Origin of the sequence: Gordonia caeni (assembly GCF_039537105.1) — a bacterium.
GTDB classification, from domain to species: domain Bacteria; phylum Actinomycetota; class Actinomycetes; order Mycobacteriales; family Mycobacteriaceae; genus Gordonia; species Gordonia caeni.
Genome location: NZ_BAAAZW010000014.1, coordinates 1 through 19345 on the forward strand (window position 1 = coordinate 1; position 19345 = coordinate 19345).

General features: G+C 69.1%; 19 protein-coding genes. 8 read left to right on the plus strand and 11 right to left on the minus strand.

The features are described 5' to 3' along the window. Window positions 1–134: 134 nt before the first annotated feature. Window positions 135–1967 (minus strand): neutral/alkaline non-lysosomal ceramidase N-terminal domain-containing protein, encoded by a 1833-nt coding sequence (locus ABD732_RS17475; RefSeq protein ID WP_344785864.1) that lies wholly within the window; start codon window positions 1965–1967, stop codon window positions 135–137. Window positions 1968–2121: 154 nt separating this feature from the next. Here ABD732_RS17475 and ABD732_RS17480 point away from each other — a divergent pair, with 154 nt between their 5' ends. Then, a complete protein-coding gene (locus tag ABD732_RS17480) occupies window positions 2122–3039 on the plus strand; it encodes an alpha/beta fold hydrolase (protein WP_344785866.1) in 918 nt (305 codons plus the stop codon). Window positions 3040–3065: 26 nt separating this feature from the next. Here the strand turns inward: ABD732_RS17480 and ABD732_RS17485 are convergent, their stop codons facing one another. After that, a complete protein-coding gene (locus ABD732_RS17485; RefSeq protein WP_344785868.1) occupies window positions 3066–4256 on the minus strand; it encodes a DUF418 domain-containing protein in 1191 nt (396 codons plus the stop codon). A 99-nt stretch (window positions 4257–4355) separates the two neighbouring features. On the opposite strand from ABD732_RS17485, the gene ABD732_RS17490 reads away from it, so the two are divergent. After that, window positions 4356–5102 (plus strand): TetR/AcrR family transcriptional regulator, encoded by a 747-nt coding sequence (locus ABD732_RS17490; protein ID WP_344785870.1) that lies wholly within the window; start codon window positions 4356–4358, stop codon window positions 5100–5102. A 2-nt stretch (window positions 5103–5104) separates the two neighbouring features. On the opposite strand, the gene ABD732_RS17495 is transcribed toward ABD732_RS17490, so the two are convergent. From ABD732_RS17495 to ABD732_RS17510, 4 genes are all read right to left on the minus strand, one after another. Beyond that, window positions 5105–5881, minus strand: a complete 777-nt coding sequence (locus ABD732_RS17495; RefSeq protein WP_344785872.1) for a hypothetical protein — start codon at window positions 5879–5881, stop codon at window positions 5105–5107. A gap of 109 nt (window positions 5882–5990) precedes the next feature. Then, window positions 5991–6860 carry a universal stress protein gene (locus ABD732_RS17500; RefSeq protein ID WP_344785874.1) on the minus strand — a complete coding sequence of 290 codons (870 nt, stop codon included), beginning with the start codon at window positions 6858–6860 and terminating at the stop codon, window positions 5991–5993. A 137-nt stretch (window positions 6861–6997) separates the two neighbouring features. Continuing rightward, window positions 6998–7630 carry an LGFP repeat-containing protein gene (locus ABD732_RS17505; protein ID WP_344785876.1) on the minus strand — a complete coding sequence of 211 codons (633 nt, stop codon included), beginning with the start codon at window positions 7628–7630 and terminating at the stop codon, window positions 6998–7000. Between the two features lie 157 nt (window positions 7631–7787). Next, on the minus strand, window positions 7788–8219 hold the full coding sequence (locus ABD732_RS17510) for a PPOX class F420-dependent oxidoreductase (RefSeq protein WP_344785878.1): 432 nt from the start codon (window positions 8217–8219) through the stop codon (window positions 7788–7790). Between the two features lie 67 nt (window positions 8220–8286). Here ABD732_RS17510 and ABD732_RS17515 point away from each other — a divergent pair, with 67 nt between their 5' ends. The 6 genes from ABD732_RS17515 (at window position 8287) to ABD732_RS17540 (ending at window position 12688) form a co-directional block, all read left to right on the plus strand. After that, on the plus strand, window positions 8287–8892 hold the full coding sequence (locus ABD732_RS17515; protein WP_344785880.1) for a DNA-3-methyladenine glycosylase I: 606 nt from the start codon (window positions 8287–8289) through the stop codon (window positions 8890–8892). Between the two features lie 77 nt (window positions 8893–8969). Continuing rightward, window positions 8970–9485, plus strand: a complete 516-nt coding sequence (locus ABD732_RS17520; RefSeq protein ID WP_344785882.1) for a hypothetical protein — start codon at window positions 8970–8972, stop codon at window positions 9483–9485. A 33-nt stretch (window positions 9486–9518) separates the two neighbouring features. Then, window positions 9519–10793 carry a flotillin family protein gene (locus ABD732_RS17525; RefSeq protein WP_344785884.1) on the plus strand — a complete coding sequence of 425 codons (1275 nt, stop codon included), beginning with the start codon at window positions 9519–9521 and terminating at the stop codon, window positions 10791–10793. A gap of 65 nt (window positions 10794–10858) precedes the next feature. Continuing rightward, window positions 10859–11071: a TOBE domain-containing protein gene (locus ABD732_RS17530; RefSeq protein ID WP_344785886.1), complete on the plus strand. Its 213-nt coding sequence runs from the start codon at window positions 10859–10861 to the stop codon at window positions 11069–11071. Between the two features lie 3 nt (window positions 11072–11074). Further along, window positions 11075–12163 (plus strand): NADH:flavin oxidoreductase, encoded by a 1089-nt coding sequence (locus ABD732_RS17535; RefSeq protein WP_344785888.1) that lies wholly within the window; start codon window positions 11075–11077, stop codon window positions 12161–12163. Between the two features lie 99 nt (window positions 12164–12262). Further along, complete coding sequence (locus ABD732_RS17540) at window positions 12263–12688, plus strand: PNPOx family protein (RefSeq protein WP_344785890.1); 426 nt, start codon at window positions 12263–12265, stop codon at window positions 12686–12688. Between the two features lie 30 nt (window positions 12689–12718). Here the strand turns inward: ABD732_RS17540 and ABD732_RS17545 are convergent, their stop codons facing one another. The 5 genes from ABD732_RS17545 to ABD732_RS17565 form a co-directional block, all read right to left on the minus strand. Then, window positions 12719–13075 carry a hypothetical protein gene (locus tag ABD732_RS17545; RefSeq protein WP_344785892.1) on the minus strand — a complete coding sequence of 119 codons (357 nt, stop codon included), beginning with the start codon at window positions 13073–13075 and terminating at the stop codon, window positions 12719–12721. Window positions 13076–13151: 76 nt separating this feature from the next. Continuing rightward, a complete protein-coding gene (locus ABD732_RS17550) occupies window positions 13152–14123 on the minus strand; it encodes a pirin family protein (RefSeq protein ID WP_344785894.1) in 972 nt (323 codons plus the stop codon). A 25-nt stretch (window positions 14124–14148) separates the two neighbouring features. After that, complete coding sequence (gene meaB, locus ABD732_RS17555) at window positions 14149–15153, minus strand: methylmalonyl Co-A mutase-associated GTPase MeaB (protein WP_344785896.1); 1005 nt, start codon at window positions 15151–15153, stop codon at window positions 14149–14151. Next, the gene (gene scpA / locus ABD732_RS17560; protein ID WP_344785898.1) at window positions 15150–17405 is read right to left on the minus strand and encodes a methylmalonyl-CoA mutase; all 2256 of its coding nucleotides are present in this window, start codon (window positions 17403–17405) and stop codon (window positions 15150–15152) included. The genes meaB and scpA overlap by 4 nt, the downstream gene beginning before the upstream one ends. Next, a complete protein-coding gene (locus tag ABD732_RS17565) occupies window positions 17405–19315 on the minus strand; it encodes a methylmalonyl-CoA mutase family protein (protein ID WP_344785900.1) in 1911 nt (636 codons plus the stop codon). Before ABD732_RS17565 ends, scpA begins: the two co-directional genes overlap by 1 nt. Window positions 19316–19345 lie beyond the last annotated feature (30 nt).

Here is a 19345-nt window from a genome sequence, read left to right on the forward strand (position 1 = left end):
TCAGATTACGCCGCACATCTTGGTGGGTCAAGCACTTATTCGAAAATCTTTTCGAGAAGTTTTCGATCGCGCCAGAAGGGGCATATGACCTGGTCAGAGCATGTTGTTGCGGACTGTCCTGGGCTCCCGGCCGGTCAGTGGACGATGATCGGCGGTGTGGTCGCTTCGTTCGCGCCGATGTAGGTGATCCGGTAGGTGCCCGGCTCGTCGGCGATCCAGGTCGTCTCGGCGGTGAAGCGCAGGCGCAGATTCCGGCGCCACGAGATGGCCGTGGTCGTGGAGGCATCATCGGCGACCACGGTCCAATCGTCGCCGGCGAATCGTTCCACCCGGAGATACGTCGGCCTGATCACGGTGTTGGGGTGATCGGTGTCGAACGTGGCGGTCACCGTCTCCCCCGCACGCACCGACGTGTCGGTGTGCCTCAGCCGTACCCGCTGCGACCGGGCGAAGCGGGGCGAGCCGACGGGGCTGTTCAGCGAGAGCCGGTGCGGGCGGGGCGGTGTGCCCGGATCGACGGTGCCGCCCTCCCTCAGGGCCGTCGCCAGTTCCACGACCGCCGCTTGGATGGCCGGGAGCTCGTGGCGGCCGAAGACGGTGGCGCCGCCTTCGTACAGTTGCTCGTCGTACTCCTCCGGCGTAGTGACGTAGTGGCCGTACCCGTTGGCGTAGCCCTGCAACACCACCAGGTCGGGATCGACGCCGAGTTCGGCGGCCACCGCCCGCCGCATGCGCAGGCCGGCGACGATGGTGCACTCGAAGGGCAGGCAGATCAGATGCAGCTGCCCCCAGCGCACAAGCTGCAGAAGATAGGTCTCCTGCGCCCACTTCATCGGGCCGATCGGCAGGAACAGGTCTTTGGGTGCCTGGGCCCGGGCCAGGGAAGGTCGCAGCCGGTAGAGCACCCCGGAGATCAACTGCGGGAACGGGTTTCGCTTACCCTCCCGGAACAGCGGTGAACCCGGACCGTCGGTCATCTTGCCGGCGGCGAAGCTGGCGCCCAGGATCGCACGGCCGGTGCGCCCGGACGGGGTCGACCGTCCCGGGACACGCAGGTACCGGTATCGGACGTCGATGCCGAGGGCGAGTTCGGTCCCCGGCTCCTGAGCCAGTGCACGAGCGGCGGCCAGCTGGCGCTCGCCGATGATCGCCGTGTTCAGCACTTCGTCGTCGGTTGGCCCCTTGCCGGGCAGCAGATCCAGATTGGGCGACTGGTCGCCGCTGTTGGTCTGCGCGAACGCGGTCACCAGCTCGGGGTCGACTCCTTGCGGATCGGCGCCGGTCTGTTCCCACGTGTAGGCGGCCCATCCTTTGTTGTCGGCACTGATCAATCGGTTGGTGTTGGGCATCGAGGTGTTGTGGACCGCGAACCAGTTGATCGCACCGACCAGGGTTCCGTCTCGTTCGAACCGCAGGAGCAACGTGGACGGATCGATGGCCCCGGGAAAGATCGCCCGGTCCTCGGGTGCATCTCGGTCGAACGCCGAGCGCGCGCGGTTCACGCTCGCGGTGGTGAGTTGTCCACGGGTGAGTGTGGCGGTGGTCGGAGCGAGATCGGCATCTGCTCGTGCGATCGCCTCGACGACGCCGTCGACCAAACGCGTGAAGGTCCGCCGGTGATGTCCCGCGGTGGTGATGTTGTAGAGCACGTCGTGGCCGTGACCGCCAGGACCGCAATGGGTATGCGTCGCGGTGAGTACGACGTTGCCCGGCCCGTAGATGTCACCGAAGCGCGCGGCGAGGCCCTCGTAGACGGCGGCGACGCCGGCCTGGAAGAACATGCCGATATCGGCCACCACGAACGCGAGACGGCGGTCACCGTCGTCGAAGACGAACGCCCGCGCGAACTGCCGCGATCTGATTCCGCGTGTGCGCTGCTGCGGCATGCCGTAGCCCATCATGCCGACGCCCCAGGGCTCACCCGTCACATCGGCGATTCCCCGGCCCAACCGCCATTCGTCGTTCACCGTCAGTGCTCCTCACTCGACGTGGATCGGCTCCGCCCCCGTCGGCGCACCGCCCCACGCTCACAATAGGCGGTCCCGCCCCGACGCCCCGGCACCGCGACACCGGTCCGGAGGTCGCTGTGAGCCGATCCCCCTGTGAGTCATCATGGACGGCATGACTTCACGATCAGGGACGGCGCGTTCGGGCGAGCTCGAGCTGTACTACGACGAGTTCGGGGATCCGCGCGATCCGGCCGTCCTGATGATCATGGGCCTCGGTGCGCAGATGGTCTACTGGCGCGAAGACTTCGTGCGGACGATCGCCGACGCCGGTTACCGGGTGATCCGCTTCGACAATCGGGACATCGGACTGACGAGCAAGCTCGACGGTGCGCGAGTGGGCGGCCCCGCGCTGCCCCTCAAGCTCGGGTACTCCCTGCTCGGCCGACCGGCGGGCGGCGCGCCCTACGACCTGGAGGACATGGCGGGCGACGCACGCGCGGTCCTCGACCACCTCGACATCGACCGCGCGCACATCGTCGGCGCATCCATGGGCGGCATGATCACCCAAGTCTTCGCCGCCGAACACGCCGACCGCACCGATACGGCGACGATCATCATGTCGAGCAACAACAAGGCGTTCCTCCCGCCTCCCGGGCCGAAACAGATGCGTGCGCTGATCACGCCGCCGCCCAAGGGGGCCGGCCGCGAGACGATCATCGAGCACACCACCAGGCTCCAGGGCATCATCGGCAGCCCCGTCTATCCCCCGGCCCCGGAAGTGGCCCGCGAGCGCAGCCGCGAGTACTTCGACCGGAGCTACTATCCCGCCGGCATGGTGCGGCAGTTCGCGGCGATCCTCGGCACCGGCTCGCTGGTGGAGTACAACAAGCGGACCGCAGCACGGACCCTGGTGCTGCACGGCACGCACGACAAACTGATGCGGCCGTCCGGCGCCCGCGCGATCGCCGCAGCGATCCCCGGTGCGCGCCTCGCGATGGTCGACGGCATGGCCCACGATCTGCCCGAACCGCTGTGGGGGCAGATCGTCCGGGAACTCACGACACACTTCTCCGCGGGGCGGCCGGGGTAGGGGCCGATTCTCGGCGTCTCGGTGCCTCAGCGGCGCTGCCGCGTCCAGGCCGGGCGTTCGAGATTGGTGAGCCAGCGCAGGCCCCATTCGGCAGGGCCGTATGCGAACCGCGACAACCACCAGTGACTCACGGCCATCTGCGCGCCGAACGCCACGACGCTGATCGCCAGAAGCCCGACGGGGCTCACGGAGCCGGCGAGGCCGAGTCCGATCCCAGTGAACAGCAGCAACCCGATCACCGACTGCCCCAGGTAGTTTGTGAGGGCCATCCGTCCGGCCGGTGCCAGCGCCGGTCCGGCAGCGGACCAACGTCGGCTGTGCAGAATGCGCAGCAGCGTGGCGACGTAGGCCGCGGCGAGAAATGGAGCCGTCACCAAGCTCACCGCCACCGCAGCGGTGTTGGTGTCGGAACCCATTGCGGCGTAGGCGATCCCACCGGCCAGCCCGATGGGAAACCCGATGAGCTGAATCCGCCGCAGGACCGGCTCGGTGCCGGTGACACCGGAGAACAGTCCCCGCCGGCCGGCGACCATCCCCAGCAGGAACATTGCGAGAGCTGACGGTCCTTGCAGCGAGGCGGCCTGCACTACGAGGAGTTCGAGTCCGTCGAGATGGAACGCGACGATGTCGGAGACCGATCCGAGCATCGCCTGCGTCTGCTCCTGCGCGTTCTCGAGTGCCTCGGCCGTCGACGGCATGAAGGCCGACCGGTCGATGAACAGAGCGCTCACCACCAGTGACAGCAGGACGATTCCGTAGAGGCCACCGGCAACCCGCAAGGCGGCGGAGTCGGAGATCCGATGCATGGCCAGCAGTAGGAGGCAGGCGATGGCGTAGGTCGTCAAGATGTCGCCGCTGTACAGCGCGACGATGTTGATCGCGCCCAGGATGAACAATCCGAGGACTCGCCGCAGCATGCGCGCGGAGAAGGCGCGCCCCGCACGCCGGGCGGCATTCATCTGCAGGGTGAAGCTGTACCCGAACAGAAAGGCGAAGAGCAGATAGAACTTCATCGAGAACAGGGCCGCCACGATGAAGCGGGCGGCGTCGTCGATGGGCGAGATGAACGACGGATCCGTGACGAGATTGCCCGGATACGCCGAAGCCATGAACGTGATGTTGACGACGAAGATCCCGAACAGTGCGAACCCGCGAAGGGCGTCGACGTCGTGAATCCTCCCCTGCCGGACGGTATCGGTGGCTGGCTGAAGCGACATGAGAAGACTCTAACAGATATAGTATATGATAGTAACTATCTCGCGTATATGGTTGTCACGACGACATCGGCGAGGACTTGAGTGGGGGAAGTGGCGAGTATGGTCGATGACACTCCGGATTGGCTGCGCAGGATGTGGCGGCTACCCGAGCCCGAGGCCCGACGCGGCCGGCCGGCGGGCCTCACCACCGATCGCGTCGTCGACACCGCCGTCCAGCTGGCCGATCGTGGCGGCCTCGACGCCGCCACGCTCCCCAAAGTGGCGAAGGCCCTCGATGTGACGGCCATGTCCCTGTACCGCCATGTCGGATCCAAGCGCGAACTCGTCGAGCTCATGGTGGATTACGCGACCAGCCCTCCCCCGCCCGCAGACACCGGCGACGGCGACTGGCGCACTGCCCTGGCCGACTGGGCGCAAGCCCTCTGGGACTTGTACGGGGCCCGGCCCTGGCTGCTGCGAGCACCGATTCACGGTGCACCGAGCGGCCCCAGCCAGCTCGCCTGGCTCGAACAAGCGCTCGCCGCCTTCTCGCACACGGATCTCAGCGCGAAGGAGAAGGTGATGTACGCGATGCTGGTGAGCGGATACGTCCGACAATCTGCGCTGATGAGCCATGATCTCGGTGAGGGGCTGGACGACTCGGAGACGCAGAGCGAACGGGAACATCGCTACGGACACGACATGCTCGGCCTCATCGACCGCGCGCGGTTCCCCGAACTCTCGGCACTGTTCGAGTCCGATGCCTTCGATCAGCCGGTCGTGCCCACGGAGACGACGCTGCGGAAAGATTTCCGCGACGGACTCGACACCATTCTCGACGGGATCGCCCGGCGGGTGGAGCGCTGAGGTCAGCCGAAGCCTTCGGCGCGCGCCAGCCGGATCTGTTCGGTGACCTCCCGGTACCCCGCCACTCGCGCCATCACCCGGTCGACGCCCGAGTCGCCCGCCGTGATGGGCGGCGCCGCCTCGATCCCGTACAGCATGGCGGCGAGCTCGCCGTGGAGCTGACTGCGCTGCTCCGCGGTCCACGCGTCGGCGCGTTCCTTGCGGAGCGATTCGTCGATCAGCCGCGCCTCGACGGCGCACTTGGCGATCAGGTCCGCCCGCTTCTTGGCCGCCTCCTCCAGACGGGACACGGTGGCCGTGGCCTCCGCCAGGATCCGGCGGTCGTCGGCGGTCGGGGCGTCCAGACGCTTCAACTCGTCGGCCATGCCGCGCAGAGCGACCGCCCGCTCGAAGCCGTCCGAGATCTCGGCGATGTCGACGGAGAAGTCCACCTCGCCGAGCCAGCCCTCCCGCGCGGCCTCCGATTCGGCCACCTGCTGCGCGGCCTTGACGGCCGCATCGACTCGTTTGGCGTTTCCCTTGCCCAGTCGCGCGACCCGGGCCTTCTCCTCGGCGACCGCTTGCGCCCGCCGCTCGGCCTCGGCGGCGGCCGCGAGCGCTTCCTGGCGCTCGCGGTGCGAACCCACGGCGGCGCCGACGATCAGGATCACGGCGATGACGGCGACGATCACCCCGATGGCGATCCAGGCGCCGGCCGGGATCGCCACGAGTACCGACGCCACCGCGACCAGGGCGATAAAGCCGAAACAGCCGGCATTCGAGTCATTCCCTTTGGCCATCGTGCGCCGCCTCCCCCATGGTTTCGCGCGTCGGTGGCGCGAGGTGCCCGAAGGTTACGGCGAGGCTCGGACAATCCCGGTGGAGATCCCCGGTCGGCCGAAGCGCCCGTCAGCCCGGAACGATCATCACCGGGCAGTGAGCGACATGCAGCACGGCCTGACTGGTGGACCCGAGCAGCAGCCCGCGGAAGCCACCGCGACCGCGGCTGCCGAGCACGATCAGCTGGGCGTCGGCGGCGGACGAGATGATCTGCTCGGCCGGACTCTCCATCGTGACGACACTGCTCACGGTCACATCCGGGTAGTCGCCGAGGCAGCCCGCGAGCTGCGAGCCGAGGCTCTCCCGAGCCTCCTCGGCCAGTTGCCGGCGCCCCTGCTCGATTCGATCGAAGGTGGCGACTCCGGCGTAGCCGCCGTACGTGTGCACCGCCACCAGCACGGTCCCCAGCATCGACGCCTGCTGGAAGGCCTCGGCGATCGCCGCCGCCGACACCGGTGAGCCGTCCACCCCGACCACCACCGGGCCGCTGGTCCGCGGTGTCTCCGGCACCACGACCACCGGGCAGTCCGCGTGCGCGGAGACGTCGGTGCTCACCGAGCCGAGCAACAGGCCCCGGACTCCCCCGAGTCCGCGGCGGCCGAGGACCATCAGATGCGCGCGGCTGGACAACTGGCGCAGCACCAGCGCGGGACGCCCGTCGACCACCTCACCGGACTCGGCGACGTTCGGGGCCTCCTCGCGGGCGACCTGACGGGCGACGTCGAGGGCGCCCTCGGCGAAAGCCCGCGAGGCGTCGAGGTAGGCCTGGCCCTGCGAGATAGCCGATCCGAACTGGGGAATGGACGGCGGCGACACCACACTGACCAGCAGCAGCGGCCGGTTCTGCCGCGCCGCGGCTGCCGCAGCCCATCGCACGCCGTTCAAGGCGGGCTCTGAACCGTCCACTGCCGCCACGATCGGCGCGTTACGCTTCGGCACCCTGATCAACTCCTTCTCCGGTCACCGTCATCGGAGATCGTCCGGGTGAATCTCCGGTCTCGCCTTCCAACCTACTCGGGGTGCGAAAACGCCCCGCCTCCTTGAGCAGACGGGGCGTTCTCATCGAATCGTCGATGTCACTCGGCGTCGACTTCCTTGCCGTTCACGGTGACCGTGATCTTGTCGTCGGCGGTGTTGTAGGTGATCGTGCCGTGCTCGAAGGTCGACTCCTTCACGTCGCCTTCTTCGGTCTCGTCGCTGGTCGCAGCGCCGAGCGGACCGTTCGAGCCGCCCTTGCCGTCGTCCGAGGGCTCGCCGTCCGCGTTGCGCTCGACGTTCCAGGCGTCGCGGATCTTGCCCCAGGTGATGTAGGCGGGGGTGCCGTCGTCGCCGTTCTTCGCGGTGATCACGCCGCCGTCGAACTGCTGGAAGACCACGCCGCTCTCGCTGGTACCGGAGGCGTCGTCACCGGTCTCCGGAGCGCCCAGGTCTGCCTTCTGCTCCTCGGTGGCCGACGAGTACTTCGCGGCGATCGGGCCGGTCAGGGTGACGGTGCTGCCGTCTGCCGCCTTGAGATCGACGTCGCCGCCTTCGCCGTTGACCGCGCTCGACGCGGCATCGGTGGCATCCGAGGCGGCCGAGGCGGCGGCGTCGGTGGCCGAGCTGGCCGTATCCTTGACGTCGTCGCTGCTGCAGCCTGCGGCCACGAGGGTGATGGCAGCCAGGCCTGCGATGATTCCGGCTGTCCGACGGTGAACGATCTTGGTCATGATTTCCTTCCGGTTCGGGTAAGGGTGAATCCGGTGAATGCCACGGCATCGACCGTTGACGACGCTATCGTGCCACCGGCGCCCACGCGACACATTCCGGCGCATCGGCGTGTGCCGAGCGCCTGAAATCCGGACGGCGAATCGGAGTCTGCACCGGTCAGCGAAGCTTGGCTCCGTAGACGCGGGAGACGTGGATGGCCGCCAACACGCGCCGGTCGTCGACCATCGTCTGCCGGTACTCCGCCCAGTCGGGGTGCTCCCCCGCGCCCAGGCGGTAGTACTCCACGAGCGCGTCCACCTCGGGGCCGTTCGGATCGTCGCTCGGGCCGGTGAGAGTCACCTCGCCCTCGGCGGTCGCCCAGGTGTAGCGGTCGGCACTGGTGTATTCGATCGCCGCGCGCGGATCGCGCCGCAGATTCGCCGTCTTGGCACGGCCCTGCGTCATCGATATGTAGATGACGTCGGCTTCGCGGTCGTACACGGCGGTCACCGGGGACAGTTGTGGCATGCCGCTGGATTTCAACGTCGCGAGGATTCCGATCGGCGTCTCGGCGATCAGATCTCGGGGATCGTAAGCTGCGTCACTCATAGTGGCTGCAACCGGGCCGCGGCGACACCTATTCCCCGCTGTCGGCACCCGGCCCTACCATTCCGGCATGGACCTGTACCTCGCCCCCGACGGAGACCACCGCTGCGGATGGGCGGGCGCGGTCCCGGAGTTCCTGCAGTACCACGACACCGAGTGGGGGTTTCCCGTCGCCGACGATCGGCGTCTGTTCGAGAAGGTCAGCCTCGAGGCCTTCCAGTCCGGCCTCAGCTGGCGCACCATCCTGGCCAAGCGGCCGGCCTTCCGCGAGGTCTTCGAGGGCTTCGACTACACCGAAGTCGCCGGGTTCGGCGACGAGGATGTGGAGCGCCTGCTCACCGACGCGCGCATCATCCGGCACCGCGGGAAGATCGAGGCCGTGATCAACAATGCGCGGCGGGCACGGGAACTGGTCGAGGAGACCGGCTCGCTCGCCGCCTACTTCTGGGGCTGGGAGTTGCCGGCGGGCGAAGTGGCGACGCCGGCGACGCTGAGCACCTCGCCGTCGTCGATCGCCATGGCCAAAGACCTCAAGAAGCGCGGCTGGCGATTCGTCGGCCCGACCACTGCGTTCGCCTTCATGCAGGCGATGGGGCTGGTCAACGACCATGCCCGCGGCTGCAGCATCCGGCAGGCGGTCGCCGCCGCACGCGCCGAGTTCACTCCCCCGCGCTGATCGGCGACCGGTGCCGACGGCCGCCCGATGTCGTTTATGGGAGAATGACGGTACGCCCCGAAACGACGAGGAGTCACGTGCTCGGAATCATCCTCTTGATCATCGGCGGAGTCGGTCTGTTGCTGACCCTGTTGTCGCTCGTCGGCGCCGATGTCGGGGAGTTCGACGTCGATCTGGGCGACTCCGGTGTCGGCTGCATGTCGCTGGCGATGCCTTTCGCCACCGGCTTCGGACTGCTCGCGGGCGGCCTGATGGTCTTCGGCGACGTCGGATCGGCGCCCGCGATGCTCGTCGGCGCACTGGCGGGCCTGATCCTGGCCGCCGCGGCCGGCGTGATCCTGCGGTGGCTGTGGCAGGCGGGCGAAGAACTGCCGGAGGTGCAGATCCTGGGCAGCTCGGCGCGCGTCGTCGAACCGATCGCCGCCGGGCATTTCGGCACCGGTGAGGTCTCCACTCCCCTGGGGGATCAGCAGATCACCATCACCTCCGACCGCGACTTCGCGCACAACGAGAAGGTCCGCATCGTAGCCAAGCTGGACGATCGCGACGCCTACCTGGTGGAGCAGCTGCCCTTCTCCGATTTCGATACCTGAACATCCGTGTCCTGACGAAAGGAACACCCTTCCATGTCCTCGATACTCATCGCAGTAGTCGTCGTGGTGGTGCTGCTGGTGCTGTTCGTGCTGCTGCTCCTGTCCCGCTATCGCGTCCCCGGAGCCGAGGAAGCGTTCATCGTCACCGGCACCGGGAAGGGGCACCAGGGCAAGGTGTACCGGGGTACCGGCACCTTCGTGCTGCCCGTGGTGCAGCGCGCCACCCGAGTCCAGCTGTCCTCGATCAAGGCCGACCTGGACACCTCCACCCCGGCCAACGATGGCATCGAACTGAAGGTTCGCGGCGTCGCGGTGGTCAAGGTCGGCGACACCCCCGAAGCCATCCTCAAGGCCGGTCCCCGATTCGGCGACGACCTCAACCGCGTCAAAGCCCTGGTGACCGAGCAGCTCTCCGGTGAACTCCGCTCGATCGTGGGCACCATGACCGCCAAGAGCATTCTGGTTGATCGCCAGGCGCTGGTCGACCAGGTCGCCCAGTCGATCAAGGAGATCCTCGGTAACCAGGGTCTGCTGCTCGACAGCTTCTCGATCAACGACGTCCAGGACTCCGACGGCCAGTACTTCAGCGACCTCGCAGCCAAGGAGCGTTCGGACCAGGCGGCCATCGCGGCGCAGTCCCGCGCCGAGGCCCACCGGGTCGCCGAGCAGAGCCGCATCGCCAACGAACAGGCGATCATCGAGCAGCAGCGAGAACTCGACATCGAGCGTGAAGCGGCCCGCCAGGCCACCGACCGCGCCGCCGCCGAGGCCGATGCCGTCCGCCCGCTGGTGGAAGCCGAACGGCGCCGCATCCAGGTGGAACGAGACAACGACGTCGCCGAGCAGAGCGCCCGGCTGCGCGACACCGAGCTCGACGCCGAAGTCCGCCGTCCGGCCGAAGCCGAACTGTATGCCGCCCAGCAGCGCGCCGAGGCGCGCAAGGCCGAGATCGTGGCCGAGGCGGCCGCACGCGCCGAAGGGATCCGCATCACCGGTGAGGCCGAGGCCGACGCGCTGGAGAAGCGCGCCGAGGCCCTGGGCAAGCTGGACTCGGTCGGCCAGCTGGAACTGGTGCTGGGCAAGCTGCCCGACATCGTGCGTGCCGGTGCCGAACCGCTGCGGGAAGCCTCCATCACCCTGGTCGGCGACGGCGTCGATCCGCTCACCCGCAGTGCGGGTGCGGGCCTGGCGAGCAGCCTGGAACTGATCCAGGGCACCACCGGGATCGACGTGGCCGCGCTGCTCAGCCGCCTCGGCGAGAAGCAGCCCAAAGTCGGCGCCGCGGGCGCTGACGAGAGCGCCGAGTAGACCCACCCCCGTATCCCGCACGCACCGTACCGGTGCATCCACACCGAACACATCAAGGAGAAGGCATGCGCCTGTCCACCCGCAATCAGCTCACCGGCATCATCGTCGAGGTCGACCTCGGCGCCGTGATGGCGACGGTCCGGGTGCAGCTCGACGGTGGCGACCAGGTGGTCACCTCCGCGATCACCAAGGAGGCCGCCGAGGATCTCGGTCTCGAGGTGGGTCAGGCGGCCACCGTGCTGGTCAAGTCCACCGACGTCTCGATCGGCGTCGAGTAGCGGGTGCCGGGGAGACAGGCACCCGACCTCGGCGCGCCGCTGACATTCGCTCGCGGTCCGGCCTGGCGTAATCGTCTCGCTCTGGCACCGCTGACCAATCTGCAGAGCCACGACGACGGACGGCTGTCCGACGACGAGTACGCCTGGCTGGTGCGGCGCGGCGAGGGCGGCTTCGGCATGGTGATGACCTGTGCCGCCCACATCCGGCCGGACGGGCACACCTTCCCCGGCCAGCTCGGCGTCGCCGGCGAGGAGCACCTGCCCGGGCTGACCCGGCTGGCCGACGCGATCGCGGCGACCGGGGCGGTGTCGTGCATGCAGTTGCAGCACGGCGGTCGCCGAGCCGACGGCACAGCGGGCACTCCCCTCGTCGCACCGTGGGACGACGAGGCGAAGGGGGCGGTGGCGCTGTCCACCGCCGGGGTCGAGCGGGTGGTCGCCGACTTCGCAGCGGCGGCCGCGCTGGCCGAACGGGCCGGGTTCGGCGGCGTGGAGTTGCACGGCGCCCACGGTTACCTGCTCGGCCAGTTCCTCGACGCCCGCAAGAACCTGCGGACCGACCGGTACGGCGGCAGCCCGGAGAACCGCTCCCGGGTGATTCACGAAACCATCGAGGCGGTCCGCGCCGTCACCGGCCCCGATTTCCAGCTCGGCCTGCGCCTCTCGCCCGAGCGTTACGGCGTCCCCCTGCGCGATGCGCGCACACTCGCCGCCGAGGTGCTGGCCGGTGGTCGTATCGACTACCTGGATCTTTCACTCTGGGATGCGTTCAAGGAGCCGTATGAGCCGGAGTTCGCGGGCCGCCGCCTGATCGACTACTTCACCGATCTGCCGCGCGGCGAGGTCCGCCTGGGCGCCGCCGGAAAGATCCTGTCGGCGGCGCATGGCCGGGAGATCCTCGAGCGGGGCGCCGACTTCGTCCTCATCGGGACCGGTGCGATCATCCACCATGATTTCGCGGCCCGGGCCGTCGCCGATCCGGAGTTCGTGTCCGACCCGCAACCCGTCCCGGCGCAGCGGCTGTGCGCCGAGTCGGTGGGCCCGGCCTTCCTCGAGTATCTGGCGACCAACTGGAACGACTTCGTCAGCTGAACCGGCCGGTCGTTGTCCGGCCTCCGTTGGCGATGCGCGCTACCGTCGGCAAGTGATGTGTTGCAGGTCTGATCGAGTACAGCTTCACCGGGAGCTGCGATGAGATTGAGTGAGGCGCAGGCATGGGCTCGGCTCGCCGCCCACGACCATGCGACTCTGGCGACCGTGCACTCCGAGCGCGGCGTCGATGCGGTGCCCGTGGTCTACGCCGTCGACGACGGGCACGTGGGCATTCCGATCGATCTGGTGAAGCCGAAGGCGTCGTCGAGGCTGCAGCGCGAACGCAACCTGGCCGCCGACCCGCGTGCAGCGCTGCTCATCGAGCACTGGGACGCCGGCGACTGGTCGCGGCTGTGGTGGGTCCGGGCTGAACTGCGATGGGTGGGAACGGAGTCCGGCGGCCGGGACGCGGTGCTCGCTCAGCGGCTGGAGGAGCGTTTCGCGCGGTATGCGGGACAGCCGTTCGCCCGGGTGCTGGTGCTGCGGGTCGTGCAGCTGTCCGGTTGGTCTGCGTCCGGCCGATGACACCGCAGGGCGGGTGCCGGTCGCGCGCGGTCAGTCGACGGAGAGCACGACGGCCGGAGCCGACAGGCCGTCGTCCTTCTCCGGATCCGAGGCGGTGCCCGGACCGAAGCCGAAGCTCAGCGCCAGGAAGACGACGCCGATGATCAGGCCGATGACGCCGGTGACGATCGCCAGATGCGAGGCGCCCAGATAGTCGGTCTTGCCGACGCGCACCACCTTCTCGCGCCCGATGAAACCCAGGATGATCGCGATCAGGCCGGCGAACGGTGCGATGATCGGAATCCAGCACAGCAGCACCGAGGCGATACCGAGGATCACGGCGACCGTGGAGATCTTCCGGACGAGCGGGGCGTCGTAGTACCGGGTCGGCTTGTCGGCGTCGTTCAAGGTCGCTCCTCTGTTGCCTGTGGGGCTGAATCGAGTGCTTTGACCCTATCGCGAGGACGTGCGTGCGGCCGGGGAATCAGCGCCGTCGCTTGCGCGGCTTGAGGCGGCTGTTCGGCAGCGCCGGCGCCGGTATCCGCTCATCGGCGGTCCAGCCGGCGACAGTGCCGAATCGCGCCGATTGCGCCTCCCACTGCTCGCGGTACTCCTCGATCTCCTCGTGGGTGCGCCCGACGAAGTTCCACCACATGACGAGGTCCTCGCCGAACGGTTCACCGCCCAGCAGGATCGCCCGGGCAGGCGCCTCCGCCGGATTGTGCAGGGTGAGCGATTGCCGGCCCGGCCCGGCGTAGCCGAGGTCGGATCGGTCCAGCGCGGCGCCCTCGAAGACCACGGCGCCGGTGTCCAGGAGCAGGCCGTGCTCGAAGCCCGGATCCACCGGGATCTCCACGGTGGCACCGGGATCCAGAACCAGTTCGGCACCCAGCAGCGGTGTGGCCGTGGCCACCGGCGACGACGAGCCCGCCACCTCCCCGAGGAAGACGCGGACCGTTCCCCCACCGCCGGGCAGCGGCGCAGCCTCCGGCGCGTGGAAGGCGAAGCCGTTCCGGCCGTCGCGATCGGAGTCCGGAAGCGCCACCCACAGTTGCACGCCGTGCAGCATCGTCGTCTCCGGGGTCGACACCTCCGAGTGGCTGATCCCGTGTCCGGCGGACATCAGGTTGAGCTCGCCCGGGTGCACCATCGCATGCACGCCGGCGCTGTCGGTGTGCTCGATCTCGCCCTCGAACAACCAGCTCACCGTCTGCAAGCCGGTGTGCGGATGCGGGAGCACGCGCATGCCGCCGGATTCGGCGACGTCGTCGGGGCCGTAATGGTCGACGAAGCACCAGGCGCCGATCATGGATCGCTCACGGGTGGGCAGCGTCCGCTTGACGAGCATCGCGCGCGGGCCGCCCAGCGGCACCTCGCGCGGTGCGATCACCTCGACACCGTCGTCCGGGGTGCCGCTGCAGTCGACTTCGGGGGGCGTGGTCTCAAGATTGCTCACACCCGCGATGGTAAGGGCGAATCGGTCAGTGCGTGGCGGCGGTGACGATCTGCTCGGCGGCCAGGGCCGGGGTCAGGGTGCCGTCGAGCACCCCCCGTTCGGCCGTGGCGCGCACGGCCCGCACCTCCGGATCGGCGGACAGCTTGGCCAGGATCGCCTCCTGCACCATCTGCCACGTCCACTCGACCAACTGGCGGGCGCGCCGGCGCTCGAACTCGCCGGCCTCGGTGAGCACCTTGCGGTGATCGAGGATCGCCTGCCAGTACTCGTCGACTCCGGTGTTCTCCAGTGCACTCATGGTGAGGACCGGCGGTGTCCACAGGGCGTCGTGCGGGTAGATCAGGCCGAGGGCGTTGCGCAGTTCGCGCGCGGCCCCGCGGGCCTCGTTCAGATGCTTGCCGTCGGCCTTGTTCACCACGACGATCTCGGCCAGCTCCAGGACACCCTTCTTGATGCCCTGCAGGGCATCGCCGGTGCGGGCCAGGGTCAGGAACGTGAAGGTGTCGACCATCCCGGCGACGCTCACCTCGGACTGGCCGACGCCGACGGTCTCCACGAGCACCACGTCGTACCCGGCCGCCTCCACCAGCACGATGGTCTCGCGGGTGGCCTTGGTGACCCCGCCCAGCGTGCCCGAGGTCGGTGACGGGCGCACATAGCCCTCCGGTGCCGCCGACAGGCGGCCCATCCGGGTCTTGTCGCCCAGGATGGAGCCGCCGGTGCGCGTCGACGACGGATCGACGGCCAGCACCGCCACCCGGTGTCCGAGTTCGATCAGGTGCATGCCGAGCGCCTCGATGGTGGTCGACTTGCCGACCCCCGGGACACCGGTGATACCCACCCGGAACGAGTTCCCGGCGTGCGGGGTCAGGTTCAGCAGCAACTGCTGGGCCGCCGCCCGGTGATCGGGCCGGGCCGACTCGACCAGGGTGATCGCGCGGGCCAGCTGCGAGCGGTTGCCCGCGAGCACGCCCTCGGTCAGTGCGTCGACGTCCACCTTGCGTCCCGTGGGACGAGCGCCGCCGGTCATTCGCCTGCGACAGCCAGTTCCAGGCCCTGCTGATCGGCCAGCTTCCGGATCAAGTCGACCGCGCAGTCGGCGATCACCGTGCCGGGCGGGAAGATCGCCGAGGCACCGGCCTGGTACAGGTCCTCGAAGTCGCCCGGCGGAATGACGCCGCCGACCACGATCATGATGTCCTCGCGGCCGACGTCGGCGAGTGCCTGCTTGAGCGCGGGCACCAGGGTCAGGTGACCTGCGGCCAGCGACGAGACGCCGACGACGTGCACGTCGTTGTCCGCGGCCTGTCCTGCGACCTCCTCCGGGGTGGCGAACAGGGGCCCCACGTCGACGTCGAAGCCGAGGTCGGCGAAGGCGGTGGCGATGACCTTCTGGCCGCGGTCGTGCCCGTCCTGGCCCATCTTGGCCACCAGCACACGGGGGCGGCGTCCATCAGCCTCGGCGAAGGCATCCACCACGGCCATGGCCTCGTCGATGTTGCTCACGGATTCCCCTGCTTCGTTGCGGTACACGCCGCTGATGGTGCGGATCTCGGCCTGGTGCCGGCCGAAGACCTTCTCCATCGCGTCGGAGATCTCGCCGCCGGTCGCGCCGTGGCGTGCCGCCTCGATCGCCAGCGCCATCAGGTTGTTGCTCAGATCCGATCCGCCGGGCTCGGCGGCCGCACGGGTCAGATCGGCCAGGGCCGCGTCGACGGCGTCCTGATCACGCTCAGCGCGCAGGCGGGCCAGCTTCTCCAACTGCTCGCCCCGCACCTTGGAGTTGTCGACCTTGAGGACCTCGATGTCCTCGTCCTGCTCCACCCGGTACTTGTTGACGCCGATCAGCGGCTGCTGGCCGGAGTCGATCCGGGCTTGCGTGCGGGCCGCGGCCTCCTCGATCCTCAGCTTCGGCAGGCCCTCGTTGATGGCCTGCGTCATGCCGCCGGCCTCTTCGACCTCGGCGATGTGCGCGCGAGCCTTGTCGGCCAGCTGCGCAGTGAGCCACTCGACGTAGTCCGAGCCCGCCCACGGATCGATCGGCCGGGTGGTTCCCGACTCCTGCTGCAGCAGCAGCTGGGTGTTGCGGGCGATACGTGCGGAGAAGTCGGTCGGCAGTGCGATCGCCTCGTCCAGCGCATTGGTGTGCAGCGACTGGGTGTGGCCCTGTGTGGCCGCCATCGCCTCGATACAGGTGCGGGCCACGTTGTTGTAGACGTCCTGGGCGGTCAGCGACCAGCCGGAGGTCTGCGAGTGGGTCCGCAGCGACAGGCTCTTGGGCGACTTCGGGTCGAACTTCGCGACGAGCTCACTCCACAGCAGGCGCGCGGCCCGGAGCTTGGCGACCTCCATGAAGAAGTTCATGCCGATGCCCCAGAAGAACGACAGGCGCGGCGCGAACTTGTCGATGTCCAGGCCCGCCTCGAGGCCGGCGCGGATGTACTCGACGCCGTCGGCCAGCGTGTACGCCAGCTCCAGATCGGCCGTCGCTCCGGCCTCCTGGATGTGGTAGCCGGAGATGGAGATCGAGTTGAACTTCGGCATCTTCTGGCTGGTGTAGGCGAAGATGTCGGAGATGATCCGCATGGACGGGGTCGGCGGATAGATGTAGGTGTTGCGGACCATGAACTCTTTGAGGATGTCGTTCTGGATGGTCCCGGCCAGCTTCTCCGGCGGCACGCCCTGCTCCTCGGCGGCCACCACGTAGAGCGCCAGGATCGGCAGGACCGCGCCGTTCATCGTCATCGAGACCGAGACGGCGCCCAGGTCGATGCCGTCGAAGAGCTGACGCATGTCGAGGATCGAGTCGATCGCCACCCCGGCCATGCCGACGTCGCCGGCGACGCGCGGGTGGTCGGAGTCGTAGCCGCGGTGCGTCGCGAGGTCGAAGGCCACCGAGAGACCCTTCTGGCCGGCCGCGAGGTTGCGGCGGTAGAAGGCGTTCGATTCGGCGGCGGTGGAGAAGCCCGCGTACTGGCGGATGGTCCACGGCTGGTTGACGTACATCGTCGGGTAGGGGCCGCGGATGAACGGGGCCTCGCCGGGGATCGAGTCCAGCGGATAGTCATCGGCCTCGGCGGCCGCATCGCGGTCGGCCCGGGTGTACACGGGGTCGACGTCGATCTGCTCCGGGGTGTGCCAGACGGTCTGCTCGGCGGTGTAGCCGTGCGTACCGGCCAGCGAGTCGATCAGCGCGGCCGAGTCGGCGGCCGTCGGCACCTCGGTGAGCTCGTCGAGCTTCAGCTCGACATCGGAGAAACTCGGAATGGTGTTGTCGCTCATCACTTCTCACTTCCCGCGTGCGCGGTGACGGTGTCCAGCAGCTCGGTCAGCGTCGCGACCGCGTCGATCCCGGCCTGCAGCGACCCGTCCGGCGAGTCGTCGGACTCCGGCCATTCGCGTTCCGGGCCGGCCAGCAGCACCCGGCCGATGCCCACCGCGCGAGCCGCGGCCAGCAGCTCCGGTCCGTCGGTGCCATAGCGGGCCTTGGTGCCGCACAGCACCGCGACCGCGGGGGTGTGCTCGGCGAACAGAGCGACCATGCCGTCGACGGTGACCGGTCCGGGGTTGATCGCCTCGATGCCGCCGGCGGCCAGCAGATTGGAGACGAACGTGGTGCGCCCGTTGTGCTCGGCGACGCTGCCGAGCGGAAGCAGCAGGATCTTGGGTCGCTCACCCGCCGCGGCGACGGCGTCGGCGCGATCGCGCAGTTCCTCGAACCGGCGGGCGATGCGCGCCAGGCGAGCGGTGCCGGTCGGCACGTCGCTGGTGTCGGCGAGGGCCTCGGTGAAGGCGAGCTCCCCCAGGTTCGGGAACTCCGAGACGCCGGTGACCGGGGCGCTGCGATGGGCGACGGCCTCGTCGCGGACCGCCAGGGCCTCGTCGATCCAGCGGGTCACCGCACCCTGGTCGAGGGCGTCGAGGTAGCCGCCGTGTGCCTCGACGTCGGTGAAGACCTTCCAGCCCGCCGCGGCGAGATCGCTGGTGAGCTCCTCGACGAACCACGAGCCGCCGGCCGGATCGAGCACGCGGCCGATGTTGGACTCCTCCAGCAACAGCAACTGGGTGTTGCGGGCAATGCGAGCGGTGAAGGACGGGCTCGACGTCCGGGCCTCGAGCGGCAGCGCCGCGTCGTAGCTGAGCACGGTCACCTGGTCGGCGCCGCCCACGCCGGCGCCGAAGGCGGCGACGGTGGTGCGCAGCATGTTCACCCACGGGTCGCGCTGGGTGAGCATCGACAGGTCGGTGACGGCGTGGGTCAGGGCCGCACCGGCCTCGGGGACCCCGAGAACCTGAGCCACCCGCGCCCACATCAGGCGCAGCGCGCGGAGCTTGGCGATGGACGCGAACTGGTCGTCGCCCACCGAGACGGCGAAACTGATCTGCCCGAGGGCCTGTGCCGGCGCGACGCCGGCGGCCACCAGATCGCGGACGTGCGCCAGGGCGGCGGCGACGAGGAGACCGAGCTCCTGCGCCTCGGTGGCGCCGGCCTGGGCGAAGTCGGTGCCGTCCACGCGGAAGGTGCGCACCCGCTCGGGTGCCGCCGCGGCGAGTGCCACGGCCTGCTCTGCGGCCACGCTCGGGCGGCCGGAGAACGCGGCGGTGTACGGCGAGAGCCCGAGGCTGTGTGCGGTGCTCAGCAGAGCCGGTGCCTCCTCCGGCGGTGCCGGACGGTCGGCGAGCACCTTTACGAAGGCCTCGGCGGCCGCGATCCCGTCCGCACCCGCATCCAGGGTGACCGGCAGTAGATCGAGGTAGATGCCGTTCAGTGCGGTAGCCAGGTCGCCGGCCTGCAGGGCCGGTCCGACGGCGAGCCAGATCCCGCTGGCACCGCTGCCGGCGGCATCGAGGATGGTCTCGTTGATCCCCTCCGCGGACTGGCCGGGCAGGTCGCCGAAGCGCTCGGTCACGCGCCAGCCCTGATGGACGTCGCGCTGCGGATCGGCGCCGCGAACGAACGGGAAGCTGCCGGGCAGCCCGCGCTCACCGGACTCGTCCTTGCGCGTGTACAGCGGCCGGACCACCACGTCGTCGTCGCGCGTGGTCGTCGAGAGCAGCGCCTCGGGAGTGTCGGGGAGGTCGCCGGGTTCCACCCGGCGTCCCTTGGCGAGCACTCCCGCCGCCGCGGTGGACCACCGCTGGTAGTCCTCGTCGAGTTGCTCCCGCGTTCGCTGGGTGCCGTCTGCCGTCATAACTGCCGATGTCCTCCGTGGTGGCTGGGC

Coding starts and splice junctions, on each gene's coding strand:
- ABD732_RS17525 (WP_344785884.1), top strand. CDS start 9,519: ATGTCCTCGATACTCATCGCAGTAGTCGTCGTGGTGGTGCTGCTGGTG.
- ABD732_RS17495 (WP_344785872.1), bottom strand. CDS start 5,881: ATGGCCAAAGGGAATGACTCGAATGCCGGCTGTTTCGGCTTTATCGCC.
- ABD732_RS17540 (WP_344785890.1), top strand. CDS start 12,263: ATGAGATTGAGTGAGGCGCAGGCATGGGCTCGGCTCGCCGCCCACGAC.
- scpA (WP_344785898.1), bottom strand. CDS start 17,405: ATGAGCGACAACACCATTCCGAGTTTCTCCGATGTCGAGCTGAAGCTC.
- meaB (WP_344785896.1), bottom strand. CDS start 15,153: ATGACCGGCGGCGCTCGTCCCACGGGACGCAAGGTGGACGTCGACGCA.
- ABD732_RS17565 (WP_344785900.1), bottom strand. CDS start 19,315: ATGACGGCAGACGGCACCCAGCGAACGCGGGAGCAACTCGACGAGGAC.
- ABD732_RS17505 (WP_344785876.1), bottom strand. CDS start 7,630: ATGACCAAGATCGTTCACCGTCGGACAGCCGGAATCATCGCAGGCCTG.
- ABD732_RS17515 (WP_344785880.1), top strand. CDS start 8,287: ATGGACCTGTACCTCGCCCCCGACGGAGACCACCGCTGCGGATGGGCG.
- ABD732_RS17480 (WP_344785866.1), top strand. CDS start 2,122: ATGACTTCACGATCAGGGACGGCGCGTTCGGGCGAGCTCGAGCTGTAC.
- ABD732_RS17530 (WP_344785886.1), top strand. CDS start 10,859: ATGCGCCTGTCCACCCGCAATCAGCTCACCGGCATCATCGTCGAGGTC.
- ABD732_RS17485 (WP_344785868.1), bottom strand. CDS start 4,256: ATGTCGCTTCAGCCAGCCACCGATACCGTCCGGCAGGGGAGGATTCAC.
- ABD732_RS17490 (WP_344785870.1), top strand. CDS start 4,356: ATGGTCGATGACACTCCGGATTGGCTGCGCAGGATGTGGCGGCTACCC.
- ABD732_RS17510 (WP_344785878.1), bottom strand. CDS start 8,219: ATGAGTGACGCAGCTTACGATCCCCGAGATCTGATCGCCGAGACGCCG.